The 14,203-nt window shown below is 60.8% G+C and carries 11 protein-coding genes and 1 riboswitch; of the genes, 6 read left to right on the top strand and 5 right to left on the bottom strand.

Going from position 1 to position 14,203, the window contains the following annotated elements; translation table 11 throughout:
• Positions 1-3 precede the first annotated feature (3 nt).
• Entirely contained in the window at positions 4-2,781 is a 2,778-nt protein-coding gene (gene xdh / locus DXB53_RS01580) for a selenium-dependent xanthine dehydrogenase (RefSeq protein WP_117583054.1), read from the top strand.
• Between the two features lie 408 nt (positions 2,782-3,189).
• On the opposite strand, the gene DXB53_RS01575 is transcribed toward xdh, so the two are convergent.
• Positions 3,190-4,188 (bottom strand): hypothetical protein, encoded by a 999-nt coding sequence (locus DXB53_RS01575; RefSeq protein ID WP_117583053.1) that lies wholly within the window; start codon positions 4,186-4,188, stop codon positions 3,190-3,192.
• A gap of 840 nt (positions 4,189-5,028) precedes the next feature.
• Between DXB53_RS01575 and DXB53_RS01570 the strand changes: the two genes are divergently transcribed.
• Positions 5,029-5,640, top strand: coding sequence for a DUF4143 domain-containing protein (locus DXB53_RS01570; protein WP_233503776.1), 612 nt, complete (start codon positions 5,029-5,031; stop codon positions 5,638-5,640).
• A 123-nt stretch (positions 5,641-5,763) separates the two neighbouring features.
• Here the strand turns inward: DXB53_RS01570 and DXB53_RS10010 are convergent, their stop codons facing one another.
• Entirely contained in the window at positions 5,764-5,904 is a 141-nt protein-coding gene (locus tag DXB53_RS10010) for a hypothetical protein (protein ID WP_199409661.1), read from the bottom strand.
• Between the two features lie 258 nt (positions 5,905-6,162).
• Between DXB53_RS10010 and DXB53_RS01560 the strand changes: the two genes are divergently transcribed.
• A complete protein-coding gene (locus DXB53_RS01560) occupies positions 6,163-6,984 on the top strand; it encodes a 3'-5' exonuclease (protein ID WP_117583051.1) in 822 nt (273 codons plus the stop codon).
• Positions 6,985-7,005: 21 nt separating this feature from the next.
• Here DXB53_RS01560 and DXB53_RS01555 read toward each other — a convergent pair whose 3' ends face one another.
• The 3 genes from DXB53_RS01555 to DXB53_RS01540 all read right to left on the bottom strand — a co-directional run bounded on the left by DXB53_RS01555 (position 7,006) and on the right by DXB53_RS01540 (position 9,590).
• On the bottom strand, positions 7,006-7,428 hold the full coding sequence (locus tag DXB53_RS01555; protein WP_117583050.1) for a hypothetical protein: 423 nt from the start codon (positions 7,426-7,428) through the stop codon (positions 7,006-7,008).
• An 8-nt stretch (positions 7,429-7,436) separates the two neighbouring features.
• A riboswitch (SAM riboswitch) is annotated at positions 7,437-7,527 on the bottom strand.
• 299 nt (positions 7,528-7,826) lie between these two features.
• Positions 7,827-8,813 (bottom strand): hypothetical protein, encoded by a 987-nt coding sequence (locus DXB53_RS09915; protein ID WP_158556477.1) that lies wholly within the window; start codon positions 8,811-8,813, stop codon positions 7,827-7,829.
• Positions 8,814-8,936: 123 nt separating this feature from the next.
• Entirely contained in the window at positions 8,937-9,590 is a 654-nt protein-coding gene (locus tag DXB53_RS01540) for a transcriptional regulator (RefSeq protein WP_117583047.1), read from the bottom strand.
• Positions 9,591-9,867: 277 nt separating this feature from the next.
• On the opposite strand from DXB53_RS01540, the gene dpaL reads away from it, so the two are divergent.
• The 3 genes from dpaL to ygeW all read left to right on the top strand — a co-directional run bounded on the left by dpaL (position 9,868) and on the right by ygeW (position 14,109).
• On the top strand, positions 9,868-11,082 hold the full coding sequence (dpaL, locus tag DXB53_RS01535) for a diaminopropionate ammonia-lyase (RefSeq protein WP_117583046.1): 1,215 nt from the start codon (positions 9,868-9,870) through the stop codon (positions 11,080-11,082).
• Between the two features lie 237 nt (positions 11,083-11,319).
• Complete coding sequence (locus DXB53_RS01530) at positions 11,320-12,705, top strand: YgeY family selenium metabolism-linked hydrolase (RefSeq protein ID WP_099432046.1); 1,386 nt, start codon at positions 11,320-11,322, stop codon at positions 12,703-12,705.
• 201 nt (positions 12,706-12,906) lie between these two features.
• Entirely contained in the window at positions 12,907-14,109 is a 1,203-nt protein-coding gene (ygeW, locus tag DXB53_RS01525) for a knotted carbamoyltransferase YgeW (protein WP_055252229.1), read from the top strand.
• The last annotated feature ends 94 nt before the right edge of the window (positions 14,110-14,203 follow it).

The following is a 14,203-nucleotide window of genomic DNA, read 5'->3' as shown; positions in this document are numbered from 1 at the left end:
ACCATGGCACAGGAATTCACTTTTACCGTTAACGGTGTCGAGCGCACGACGACCCAAAACAAACCGCTGCTGCGCTACCTGCGCGACGACCTGCACATCCATTCCGCCAAGGACGGCTGCTCCGAGGGCGCGTGCGGTACCTGCACCATCCATGTGGACGGTGCGGCCGTCAAGGCGTGCGTGCTGACCACCGCCCTTGCCGCCGGTCGCAACATCGTGACCGTCGAGGGCCTGCCTCAGGACGTGCGCGAGGCCTTTGTGTACGCCTTTGGCGCCGTGGGCGCCGTGCAGTGCGGTTTTTGCATCCCCGGCATGGTCATGGCGGGTGCGGCGCTGATCGCCGAGGACCCCGAGCCCACCGAGGAGCAGATTAAGTACGCCATCCGCGGCAACGTCTGCCGCTGCACCGGCTACAAGAAGATTATCGAGGGCATTTCGCTGGCCGCTGCGGTGCTCCGCGGCGAAAAGCAGATCGACGAGGACTTGGAGCGCGGCGACGACTACGGCGTGGGCAAGCGCGCCTTCCGTATCGACGTGCGCAAGAAGGTGCTCGGCGAGGGCAAGTATCCCGATGACATCGACGAGCTCGATCAGCCGGGTCTGACCTACGCCAGCGCCGTGCGCTCCAAGTATCCGCGCGCCCGCGTGCTCTCCATCGATACCTCCAAGGCCGAGGCCCTGCCCGGTGTGGTGGGCATCTTGCGCGCCGAGGACGTGCCGGTCAACCAGGTCGGCCACCTTATCCAGGACTGGGATGTCATGATCGCCCAGGGCGATATCACCCGCTGCGTGGGTGACGCCATCGTGCTGGTGGTCGCCGAGGACGAAGCGACGCTCGAGAAGGCCAAGAAGCTCGTAAAGATCGATTACGAGCCGCTGGAGCCCGTGCGTAACATTGTCGAGGCCAGGGCTGCCGACGCCCCGCGCCTGCACGACAGCTTCTTTGCCTTTGGCAACACGGTGGAGCTCAAGGACAACGTGTGCCAGAGCCGCCATGTGACGCGCGGCGACGCCGCCAAGGCGCTGGCAGAGAGCGCGTTCACCGTGACACAGCGCTTTACCACGCCTTTTACCGAGCATGCCTTCTTGGAGCCCGAGTGCGCCGTTGCCTTCCCGTACAAGAACGGCGTCAAGGTGCAGTCGACCGACCAGGGTGCCTACGACACGCGCAAAGAGTGTGCCCACATGTTTGGCTGGGACAACGAGCCCGAGCGCGTGGTCGTCGAGACCATGCTCGTGGGCGGCGGCTTTGGCGGTAAGGAGGACGTTTCGATCCAGCACCTGGCCGCGCTTGCTGCCTATAAGCTCCAGCGTCCTGTGAAGTGCAAGCTCACGCGTGCCGAGTCGCTCGCGTTCCATCCCAAGCGCCATGCCATGGACGGCACCTTTACGCTGGGTTGCGACGCCGAAGGCAACTTTACCGGTCTGGACTGCGAGATCAACTTTGACACCGGCGCCTACGCGTCGCTGTGCGGCCCGGTGCTCGAGCGCGCCTGCACGCATGCCGTCGGCCCCTACAAGTACCAGAACACCGACATCCGCGGCTTTGGCTACTACACCAACAACCCGCCCGCCGGCGCGTACCGCGGCTTTGGCGTGTGCCAGTCCGAGTTTGCGCTCGAGAGCCTGATCGACCTGCTGGCCGAGAAGGTCGGTCTGGACCCGTGGGAGATTCGTTATAGAAACGCCATCGAGCCGGGCGAGGTTTTGCCCAACGGCCAGATTGCCGACTGCTCCACGGCGCTTAAGGAGACGCTGCTCGAGGTCAAAGATGCCTACTATGCGCATCCCGGACACGCCGGTATCGCCTGCGCCATGAAGAACGCCGGCGTGGGCGTGGGCCTGCCCGATGCCGGCCGCTGCAAGATTCGCGTCGAGAACGGCGTGGCCGTGGTCTATGCCGCCACGTCCGACATCGGCCAGGGCTGTAACACCGTCTTTTTGCAGGACGTTGCCGAGGCATGCGGCCTGCCGCTGAGCTGCATTGCCAACGGCGAGTGCTCCACCGAGAACGCTCCCGACTCCGGCACCACGTCTGGCTCGCGTCAGACGGTCGTGACCGGCGAGGCCGTGCGCGGTGCCGCCTTCCTGCTGCGCGATGCCATGGTTGGCATCGAGGCCGGCAAGCCTGCGCCTACCGCCCCGGTGAGCGCCCATGGTGACGGCGTCAAGATCGAGTACGACGACGGTCGCGCCTATCAGCTACGCACACAGGAACTCGTCGCCGGCCAGGGCATGCATCCTCAGGATCCCGCGGCCGCCATCAAGGCGCTCGAGGGATGCGAGTTTGGCTACGTGTATCTGGAGCCGACCGACAAACTGGGCGCCGACGTCCCCAATCCCAAGAGCCACATCTGCTACGGCTTTGCCACGCACGTGGTCATTCTGGACGATGACGGCCGCGTGAGCGAGGTCTATGCCGCGCACGATTCCGGCAAGGTGGTCAACCCCATCTCGATCCAAGGTCAGATTGAAGGCGGCGTGCTCATGGGTATGGGCTATGCGCTCACCGAGGACTGGCCGCTTAAGGACTGCGTACCCCAGGCAAGGTACGGCACGCTCGGGCTGTTCCGTGCGCCCGAGATTCCGGATATCCACGCCATCTACGTGGAGAAGGACGAACTGCTGCCCGTGGCATACGGCGGCAAGGGCATCGGCGAGATCGCAACGATCCCCACGGCGCCCGCCGTGCAGAATGCCTACCGCGCGTTTGACGGCAAGCTGCGTCCAAATCTGCCCATGGTGGATACGCCGTACAGCCGCGCTCGTCACCGCGGGTAGGGTAGAACGCGGACGCCCATTGCTGACGGGCTGTTCGCGCTCAACATCAACTGTATATGCTGCGCCTTTGGCCCCGGCTCCATCGCGAGCCGGGGCTTTTTGTTTGGAGCGGAAACTGCGTCCCAGATTTCGGCTCCAGAATGGGATGCGCTTTCCGGAACAGCCCTCAACCGGAAACTGCGTCCCGGAATTGGCGCTCAGAATGGGATGCAGTTTCCGGATCGGCCTTCAAGCGGAAATTGCATCCCATTCTGAGTCTTCATTCTGGGACACGCTTTCCGCAAGGAGCTTCGTCGGGAAAGCGCATCCCATTTTGAGCATTCAATCTGGGACATGGTTTCCGCGGGTGCTGCCAACCGGAAAGTGTGTCCCGGTTTGGCAGGCAGACGGGCATAAGCTCAGCAGCCCCTACAGCTCAATATCGTTGAGCCATGTCGGGAGCATGGTCTGGCGGATGCCTGCCGTCTGCAGCTTTTTCGCGAGCATGCCTGCCGAACGGACTTCGATCATGGTAAAGCGGATGAGCGGATGGCCGTAGAGCGATAGGTGCGCCTCGCGCTGTCGTTCGGCAACGAGCGCCTCGGCGGTGGTGCGTCCGGCCAGCATGGTCTGGTCGGTATATTTGATGAGCCCGTCGAGCTCGCCCAGCGTGAGTTCCTGCGCCTGGCGCTCCCAGGCAAAGTCCGTTCGTATGGGTTTGGCCGAATCGAAGGGGTCCGTCAGCTCGTATTGAAGCCAGTCGGGTGCAAAGCCCGTCTCGATCATGACGGCTCGGGCGACCGATTCCCCGCCGCTCTCGGCGCGGGCGTCGGCATATCGAAGCGTTGTGAGGGCGGTGCGAATCGCGCGCCCATTGCGGGCAGTCGCTCGTTGCTCAACGGCCTTCATCAGCTGTTCCGGCGCAAGGCCGAGCTTTGAGATCGCCGAATCGGCAATGGGCATGCCGTCGGCAAAACCAGTTTGCAGCAGGCAATCTGTGGCCGTTTGGATGGGCGGCGTTACCGATACGTCGGCTCTGCGTATTGCTCCGGCCGGCTCAATCTGGTGTCGCTGAATATGTGCGCCCGGACGAGCCGACGGCTTTGTCGAGCTGCAAACATGCACGACGTTCAGGTGTCGCCACGAGACCTCGAGCCCCAGCAGGCAAGCTGCCGAAAACGAGCAGAACGTCCAATCGGGATGGATGATCGCAAGGGCGCGGATAATCTCGCAATGGCGTTGCGCTCGGTTGAGTTCATCCCAGCGCGTTTTTCGCGCAAACAACCCCGGCATGGGCGAGACAACCGTGCCGCCGGTGCGCCGAAGGAGCGCTTTTCGGATCGCCATGCTCGGGGGAATCAGACAGCGCCCCTCTTGTTCGGCTTGAGTGAGCAGTTGGTCGATGAGCTGGTCATTGCAATGGGTCATGAGCTACCGCCTCCTTTTGGGTAGCAAAAACGTATCAGCTGGAACTTGCCGCTCAGCTGACCAAAAGCTGACCAAAATCTAACCATGCAGGTAGATGGCCTGTTTTCGGCGACATTTTTACATTCGAATCGGTGGGCGGTGATCGGCTCCCGTGAACGGCAACAAGTTATGAAGACCTGGTAAGTTTAGGGACGTGTACTTTTTGAAAAAGAGCATTCTATCTGCTGTTTTGTGTTTCTGGATCGCATATTTGAAGGCATGTGATAAGGGCGGCGGACTGTCGCCTTGTATCTGCGGAAACTGTGACCCGGAATTGCCACTCGGGATGGGACGTGCTTTCCGGATCGCCCTTCAAGCGGAAACTACATCCCAGATTTCGGCTCCAAACCGGGATGTGCTTTCCCGGCGGTGTCTCTGGCGGAAATTGCACCCCGGAATGAGCGCTCAGAGTGGAACATGCTTTCCTAACGAAGCCGCATGCGGAAACTACGTCCCGGATTCGATGCTCAGGACGGGATGCCGTTTCCGATAGAGGCATGGGGTGGAAAGTCTCCCATTTCTAATGTTCAAGAAATGGGAGGCAGCTCATCGCGAGCTGGGCCTTTTGTTTGGAGCGGAGGCAGCATCCCGGAATTCGGGCAATCCGGTGGTCAGGGGTTGAGCGAGCGTCGCGCTAAGGATGCCAAGCGTAAAACCTTCAATGAACATAGCGTAAAAACTACATCCGCAACGGCGTAAAAACTACATTGGAAGTAGCATAAAATCCGCATTGAGAATGGCGTAATTTCGTATATCGCATGATCGCCCGAGCTTGCACACGGCCTTTTGCGAGCTCTTGCCATGAACGAGAGCCAGGCTGTCACGTACAAGACGCTCATAAAGGACGCCTCGTACGGTGAGGCGGGCCCCGACGAGAGGACCATCGCTGCGCACCTGGATCTCTTCAACAGGCTCAAGCTGACCGAGGACCTGTGCGGATGGGAGCCGCCCATGCGCTCGAAGGCTCGCGTTCGCGTGCGCCCCAAGCGCTACTTCTGCGACCCGTCATTTGCGGCGGCGTTGCTGGGGGCTACCCCTGAGCGGCTGCTTGGCGATATGCAAACGCTGGGGATGCTCTTTGAGGACCTCGTTCTGCGCGACGTGCGCGTGTTCCTTTCCACCTACGGCGGTGTCGACAACAGTGTCCATTATTTCCGAGATGAGAAGGGCCTTGAGGTCGATCTGATCGTTGAGCACGACGGGCGCTGGGGAGCTATCGAGGTCAAGCTGAGTGATGCGAAAGCAGACGATGGAGCGAGAAATCTCAAGGCGCTGGAGAGGAAAGTGCTCTCCAATCCTGCCGCCCAGAATGCCGCGCCGGCGTTTTTGGCGGTCGTGGTTGGAAAGGGGAGCATTGCCTACACACGCGACGACGGCGTGGCGGTGATCCCCATGGCGGCACTTGGGGCGTAGCGGTTTTGCGGGCGTGCCGTGCTTCCTTTACCGAAAATCCATTTGGTAAACCCGGCGCCCGTGGGTAAAATAAGGTCGACGGCAGCCCAAGTAGTGAAGAGCTGGGCAGCGCCGTTGCTTGGATTAAGGGGTCATCGCCTTAGCGGCGTCGACCCCTCTTTTATGCTTCGTACGCTGCTTGAGTGCCTCGGTAAGTCCGATAAGCGCCGTGAGGAGCGAGACCAAAGCGGTCAGGAGCTTCACAAAATCAGTTAGATCGGTCATGGGCATCACCTCCCGTCGCATGGAGGGCGCTGCCCGGCACATGGAACTGCCGCCAACAATAACCAGTCTATCAAACTGCAGCCATAAATACGAATATATGTTCGATAATAACAACGACGTGACCATCTCAAAGCGCAGCTTTACGCAAGGATGTCGGAAAGCTGCACTGTGCGATTTCATGTCCGCACGGACACTTATCCTTACGGCAATGTAGCTGCCTGTGAAACAGGCGGCAGTTGACGGAGAAAGGCCCTCACCGTGCCAGACAAAAAGACGCCGTGTATCTCGGCTATCGATACGACGAACTTTGCGCGTCAGATTGTGCTCGACTTCGAGTTTGCGCCGGTGTCAAGGCAGCGCCAGCGCCGCGGGTTGCGCAACGAGATTATCGAGGTCGGCGCGGTTAAGCTCGATAACCGCGGCAACGTGATGGGCGAGTTCTCGCAGTTTGTGCAGACGGAATATGCCGAAGGCGTTGCGTTCCCCGTTCGCGAGCTTACGGGGATATCGGCCGTGGACACCGCGATGGCCGATCCGCTCTACATGGTGATCAAAAGGCTCAGCGATTGGATCGGTCGCTACTCCGCCCAGGTGGTCTGTTGGAGCGGGGCGGATCGTCGACAGCTTTTGACTGAGTGCCAGGCAAAGCATATCGATCTTTCCGCATTTCCTACGGACTGGGCCGACCTGCAGGCGTTTTACACCTCGATCATGGACATGAGCAGCCACGGGTGCGTCTCTTTGAGTGACGCAGCGACGTGGTTTGGCATCGAGTTCGACGAGTCGACGGGTCACGCCCACAGCGCCCTAGCCGATGCGCGCGTGACCGCCAAGCTGCTCAAGCAGATGATGGACGGGGACTACCGCGTGAGCCCGCGCGCCCAGGAGGTCCGTCAACGGTGGGGGATGGGCGAGCGAGCTCAGACGCGCCTTTCCAGCAAGTGCCCCGAGCTGGGCGACCTGCTGCTAAAGCTGAAGGCGGAGGGGGTAGGCCTTTTGAGAACGCCATTCGGTTTGGCATGGCGGGGCTGTAAGCGCGAGCCCGCCCTGCTGTTTGAATCGAAGCGTCAACCAGTATGACGAGCTGTCTGGCCTGTCTGCCTACGCCCTCGCAATCCCGCGTGCCGCACTCAGCAGCTCGTACTCCCTCTGGCTCCATTGGCGCAGCTCGGCCGCGCGCACGGCGTCGCGGCACAGGTTCAGGAACACCTCGGCTCCCTCGCAGAAACACTCGCGGGCAAAGGTGCCGGATCCGTCCGCAACGCACTTGCCGTCGGCAAACAGATTCCAGCTGGATGGCTCGCGCGAATCGTCTCCGAGCAGCTTGACCTGCAGCACGTGCGGGTCGCCGGCGGCGCAGAGCTCTTCCTCGAGCTTCTGCACGGTAAAGCGCATCTGGTGGGAGAGACTGCTCTTGACCATGGCCGAGGCGTAGCCATTTGGCTTATCCAGAAGATGCATTCGTTTTGGCTTGGCTGCCAGGTTGTGGAAGTTGCGCTCACTGCGCACAGAGAAATTGTCCATACGGACTCCTTTCATCGATGTTGGCAGGGCCACCGTGCCTCTTGGCCGGTTGGCGTCGGGATCGTGGAGCCAACTCTCTACCCCGACTCTGGATAAAACGCGCCCGCTCCCTGCGGGCAAGAGGAAGTCTATCAGCGCGCGCGGACAGAAATCAAGCGCCGCTTGCGAAATGACGCGCGGACGGCGTTGGTTTCCCAAGTGATCACTCGGCTTTCATCCGGAAAAGTGTCGAAATCAGCCGTTTAAAAGTACGGAAAAGTGTCGAAATAGGCACCTTAGAACTTCGGAAAAGTGTCAAATTCGATAGGCAAATTATCAGGAAAAGTGTAGCTGGATGACAAGACAGCACTTAGAAGCCGGTGCTGGATGCGAGATCCTGCGGCAGCCTTCAGCTCTCGCTACTCATCGTCTCCGTCGTTGGGGTCGCCCTTGAGGGTGTTGATGTCCAGATACTTGTTATCGTCCTCTTTTTGCTGGGTCTCCGACTCCGCTTGGGTGGGGCCGGAGAACAGACGGAATCCCTCAAACGCAATGACGCCGAGCAGGGCAATGACAATGGCGATAAAGGCAACCTTGACTGCCTGCGGAAATTCCGAGAAACGCAGCGCCTTTTCCTCGGCGTAATAATCGGCGAAGCGCTCTTCGCCCGTGCTTTTGGTATACGCCGGCGCGGACGCGGCCTCCGGGTCATATTCCGGTGCAGGCGCGGCAGCGTACGGATCGTTGAGATAATTGCTCGATGCGGTGCCATAATCCTCGGTCTCGATGCGACCGGTGCCAGTATAGCTATCGGAATAATCGGAATATGCCGCACCGCCCTCATAATCCGCGGCGCTCGTGTTGGCGGCAAAAAGCGGGTTAACTGGAACGTCGAGCACCGGCATGCCGGTTGAGGTCTCATCCAGATCGGCTGCAGCCCAGGAATCGTAGGCAACCTGATGGGCAACGGGCTCATCGAGCCTTGTGATCGGAGGCTTGCGTGCCGCAGGAACAGGCAACTGCTGGGCGCTGTACATAACGGTGCTGTCGGCCGATTTGCCCTGCGTCGCTGCAGCGAGAAATGCCGCCGTCTCGGACGGGTCGCTTGCGGGGCGGGGAGCGGGCGCGGGCGCCGAAATGGGTGCGGGCGTAGATGCGGGCGTCGAAACAGGCGGCTGCGCAGGAGTCGGCGCAGATGCGGGCTTAGGCGCAAGTGCGGGATTGGGGCTTGACGGGCGAGCCCCACCGCCCATGAGTTCGTCGGCGGTCCACGGGCGATCATCCATCACGTCGTCAAGGCTCAGCGAAAACAGGTCGTCTTCACCCTCATCGAACATGCGGTGCACATGTCCACCAATTGCCGGAATCAATCCGCGACCGGTGCATGATGCCTTGCTCAACGCCATTCTATTCCACCCTTTCGAAATACTAATGACATCGATTATATGGAACTTCCCAAGCGGCTCGGTCTTGGATTCGAGCTTTCCAGAACTCGCGCCCAAAAGGGGAGGGGCAATCTAGGCGAGTGCCTACTTGTCGTCGGCCGCCGCCTTGGCCTCATTGAGGTAGCTATAGAAGCTGTACTTGGAGATGCCAAAGAACTCGCAGGCGCGCTCGCTCGACTTGGAAATGAGGAAGGCGCCGCGACGGTCGAGGTAGCCAATGGCACGAATGCGCTCGTCTTTGGTCATGAGCGCCGCGGGCTTGCCCACAAACTGCTCGCACTCGTGCAGCAGGTCCTCGAGCAGGTCGCCGATGTTCTTGGTAATGGGCTCGGGCTCGGTGTAGCCCGTGCCGCCGGTGCCGGTAAAGGCGTCGAGCGAACGCTCAAAAGCCTTCATAAGCGTAATGTCAAAGTTGATGCCCAAAATGCCGACGGGCTTGCCCTCGTCGTTGCGGATAAAGATGGTCGAGGACTTGAGCAGCTTGCCATCGGTGGTTTTAGTGAGGTACGGCTCGCGGTCGTGTACGTCGGTGGTGCCCTCGTGCATGGACTCAAACACGATATGGCTGGGGCCGTCGCCCAGTTTGCGCCCGCTGACGTGGCCATTTTCGATCACTACGATGGAGTGGTCCACGTCCTCGGTCTCCAGATCGTGGACGACGACTTCGCAGTTGGGGCCAAATTGGAGCGCCAGACCGTGTGCAAGGCGCTTGTAAAACTCAATCTGTGCGGGGGTCATGGGTGCCTTCCTAAAAATTAGTTTGGGCACACTTTGCCATAAACCACACTTGTTCGCAAATAACGAAAGCGTTGCTGCGTTATGTGACCGTTCGGCGGCGAAAAGGTACCGATTGCGGCAACTAACAATTTGTTAGGTTATCCAATCAAAAAGTGTGATAGAACATTACTAACAAACTTTTTGTTTGGCATCCACATAAAAGTTCAGCCGTGTGAATGGGATCGGGCTGAAACGCGTATGCGGGGGCCGGCAAGAGAGGACTTAAGGAGTTCACCGTATGGCCGATAAGATCCAGTGGGCGGGCAACACGATGCCCAAGAGCGATGACAAGCACTTGGGAATCATGAGCCTCGACCACGTGAAGAAGGCCCGCGCCTTCCACCAGTCGTTCCCTCAGTACACCGTTACTCCGCTTGCCCGCCTGGACGGCCAGGCCGCGCGCCTGGGCCTGTCCAACCTGTGCGTTAAGGACGAGAGCTATCGCTTTGGCCTCAACGCCTTTAAGGTCCTGGGCGGCTCGTTTGCCATGGCCAACTATATTGCCGACGAGACCGGCAAGGACGTTGCCGACTGCACCTTCGATTACCTGACCTCCGATCAGCTGGCCGAGGACTTTGGCCAGGCTACCTTCTTTACCGCCACCGACGGCAACCATGGCCGCGGCGTGGCATGGGCTGCCAACAAGCTGGGCCAGAAGGCCGTCGTGCACATGCCCAAGGGTTCCACCAAGCCCCGCTTCGATAACATTGCCGCCGAGGGCGCCACGGTGACCATCGAAGAGGTCAACTACGACGAGTGCGTGCGCATGGCCGCCGCCGAGGCCGACGCCTGCGAGCGCGGCGTCATCGTTCAGGACACCGCCTGGGAGGGCTACGAGAAGATCCCGTCCTGGATCATGGAGGGTTACGGCACCATGGCTTCCGAGGCTGCCGAGCAGCTGCGCGAGATGGCTATCAACCGCCCGACGCACGTCTTTGTCCAGGCTGGCGTGGGCTCGCTGGCCGGCGCCGTGGTGGGCTACTTCACCAACCTGTATCCCGATAACCCGCCCACCTTCGTCGTGGTTGAGTGCGCACCGGCCGCCTGCCTGTACAAGGGCGCTGCCGCCGGCGACGGCGACCCGCGTATCGTGGACGGCGACATGCCCTCCATCATGGCCGGCCTGTGCTGCGGCGAGCCCAACATCCTTGGCTGGGATATCCTGCGCAACCACACCACCGCCTTCGTGTCCTGCCCCGACTGGGTCACCGCTCGCGGCATGCGCACCCTGGGCGCTCCCGAGAAGGGCGACCCGCGCGTCATCTCCGGCGAGTCCGGCGCCGTGACCACCGGCCTGGTCGAGACCCTCATGCTCGATCCCGAGTACGCCGAGCTCAAAGAGCTCATCGGTCTGGACAAGACAAGCTCCGTGCTCTGCTTCTCCACGGAAGGTGACACGGACCCGGATCAGTACCGTCGCATCGTCTGGGAGGGCGAGTACCCCACTTGCTAGCAGACTGACCTGTCCGGAGGCAGCCGGAGGACTTTACTCCCTGCTCGGACAGTCCTGCTCGCACGGAGAGCACATTAAGTGCTCTCCGGCTCGTGCGGAACTCGCGACGGAGCAAAGTCCTCCGTCCGCCTCCTATGGTTACTTGCTTGTGGGGTGCTCAACCTCACGCCGCTTGGCACAAGTGATCTATCTGAAATATCTACCTGTAGGTAAACCCTTGTAGAAAGGTTGACTGTTATGACTAAAGAACTCGATTTTGATGCCATTAAGGCTGCGGCTGAGTCCCATCGTGCTGATATGACGCGTTTTCTTCGCGCAATGATTAGCCACCCCTCTGAGTCTTGCGAGGAGGGTGAGGTTGTCGCTTGCATCAAGGCCGAGATGGAGAGCCTTGGCTATGACGAGGTCAAGGTCGACGGCCTGGGCAACGTTATGGGCTTTATGGGCGAGGGCGACAAGATCATCGCCATCGACTCCCACATCGACACCGTCGGTATCGGCAACATCGAGAACTGGGATGCCGATCCCTATGAGGGCTACGAAACCGACGAGATCATCTACGGCCGCGGCGGCTCCGACCAGGAGGGCGGCATGGCTTCTGCTACCTATGCTGCCAAGATGATGAAGGACATGGGCCTCATCCCCGAGGGCTACAAGATCATGGTCGTCGGCACCGTCCAGGAAGAGGACTGCGACGGCATGTGCTGGCAGTACATCTACAACAAGGACGGCATTAAGCCCGAGTTCGTCATTTCCACTGAGCCCACCGACGGCGGCATCTATCGCGGTCACCGCGGCCGCATGGAGATCCGCGTCGACGTTCACGGCACCTCCTGCCACGGTTCCGCTCCCGACCGCGGCGACAACGCCATCTACAAGATGGCCGACATCATCGCCGACGTCCGCGCCCTCAACAACAACGGCTGCGACGAGTCGACCGACATCAAGGGCCTCGTCAAGATGCTCGACCCCAAGTACAACCCCGAGCACTTTGAGGACGCCCGCTTCCTGGGCCGCGGCACCTGCACCGTCAGCCAGATCTTCTACACCAGCCCCAGCCGCTGCGCTGTCGCTGACTCCTGCGCCATCTCCATCGACCGTCGCATGACCGCCGGCGAGACCTGGGAGTCCTGCCTGGACGAGATCCGCAACCTGCCGGCCGCCAAGAAGTACGGCGACGACGTGAAGGTCTCCATGTACATGTACGACCGTCCGTCCTGGACCGGCGAGGTCTACGAGACCGAGGCTTACTTCCCCACGTGGATCAACAAGGAGACCGCTCCGCACGTCAAGGCCCTCGTCGACGCCCACAAGGCCATGTTCGGTGACGAGCGCATCGGCTGCGAGCCCAGCATGGACAAGCGCACCGGCCGTCCGCTGTGCGACAAGTGGACCTTCTCCACGAACTGCGTTTCCATCCAGGGCCGCTATGGCATCCCCTGCGTTGGCTTTGGCCCGGGTGCCGAGTCTCAGGCTCACGCTCCCAACGAGGTCACCTACAAGGACGACCTGGTCACCGCTGCCGCCATGTATGTTGCTGCTTTGAACCTCTACGATCCGAGCCAGGCCGATGGCGACGCTACCGTGTTCCGCGCTGGTCTGACCAACAACAAGATCGACTAGTCCCATTCCTCGATCTTGTTGAGCCGGGGACAGCCTGTGTCCCCGGCACCCCCTGTTGACTTGGGGCCCGCGGTCGTTATCTCCCATGCTTCCTCAACGGTAGCGGGTCCTCGTCATAGCGCTCTGCATGTTCTAGCCACACGCGCATGCCGGAGCACATCTACTCATTGCGATCGTTTCATCTATGGAAAGGATATTTACATGGACGCCAAGTTTACCGAGCTCGTCGAGCAGCTGAACGGCCTCGATTTTAAGGGCATGTACGGCAGCGACTTCCTGCACACCTGGGATAAGACCACCGATGAGCTCAAGGCTCTCTACATCGTTGCCGACGCCCTGCGCGAGCTGCGTGAGAACAACGTTTCGTCCAAGATCTTCGACTCGGGCCTGGCCGTCTCCCTGTTCCGCGACAACTCCACCCGTACGCGCTTCTCCTTCTCTAAGGCCGCCAACCTGCTCGGCCTCGAGCTGCAGGACCTGGACGAGAAGAAGTCCCAGATCGCTCACGGCGAGACCGTCCGCGAGACCGCTACCATGATCTCCTTCATGGCCGACGTCATCGGCATCCGCGACGACATGTACATCGGCAAGGGCGACGCCTACATGGCCGAGGTCTCCGAGTCTGTCCAGCAGGCCTACGAGGACGGCGTTCTGGATCACCGTCCCACGCTCATCTCCCTGCAGTCCGACTCCGATCACCCCACGCAGTCCTCTGCCGACATGCTCTACCTCATCAACGAGTTTGGCGGTCTTGAGAACCTCAAGGGCAAGAAGGTTGCCGTCACCTGGGCCTATTCGCCCTCTTACGGCAAGCCGCTGTCCTGCCCGCAGTCGCTGATCAGCCTGCTGCCCCGCTTTGGCATGGACGTCACCCTGGCCCACCCCGAGGGCTACGACCTCATGCCCGAGGTCGTCGAGCGCGCCAAGGGCTATGCCGCCGAGTCCGGCACCACCTTTAAGCAGGTCAACACCATGGCCGAGGCCTTCGAGGGCGCCGACATCGTGATCCCCAAGAGCTGGGCTCCGTTTGCCGCCATGGAGAAGCGTACCAACCTGTACGCCGAGGGCGACGACGCCGGCATCGCAGCGCTCGAGAAGGAGCTGCTCGCTCAGAACGCCACCCATCAGGACTGGTGCTCCACGACCGAGCTCATGGAGAAGACCGCCAACGGCCAGGACACCATCTTTATGCACCCGCTGCCCGCCGACATCTCCGGTGTCTCCTGCGAGCACGGCGAGGTCAACGCCGACGTCTTTGACATGCACCGCGTGGGCATGTACAAGGAGGCCAGCTACAAGCCGTACGCCATCGCAGCCATGATGTTCCTGCAGAAGGTTGCCGATCCCGCCGCTACCCTCAAGGCCCTCGACGAGCGCAACACCGCCCGTTGGTTCCAGGCCTAAAGCCGCGCTGGGGTAAGCCATGTAAAGGGGGCGCTCTGCCAACCGGCGGGGTGCCCCTTTTTGCATCGTGGGCGTGCGGGATAAGCGCTTTCGA

Source organism: Collinsella sp. OM04-5, from assembly GCF_003439125.1.
In the GTDB taxonomy this organism is placed as follows: Bacteria; Actinomycetota; Coriobacteriia; order Coriobacteriales; family Coriobacteriaceae; genus Collinsella.
This window is presented reverse-complemented; position numbering and strand designations above follow the sequence as displayed.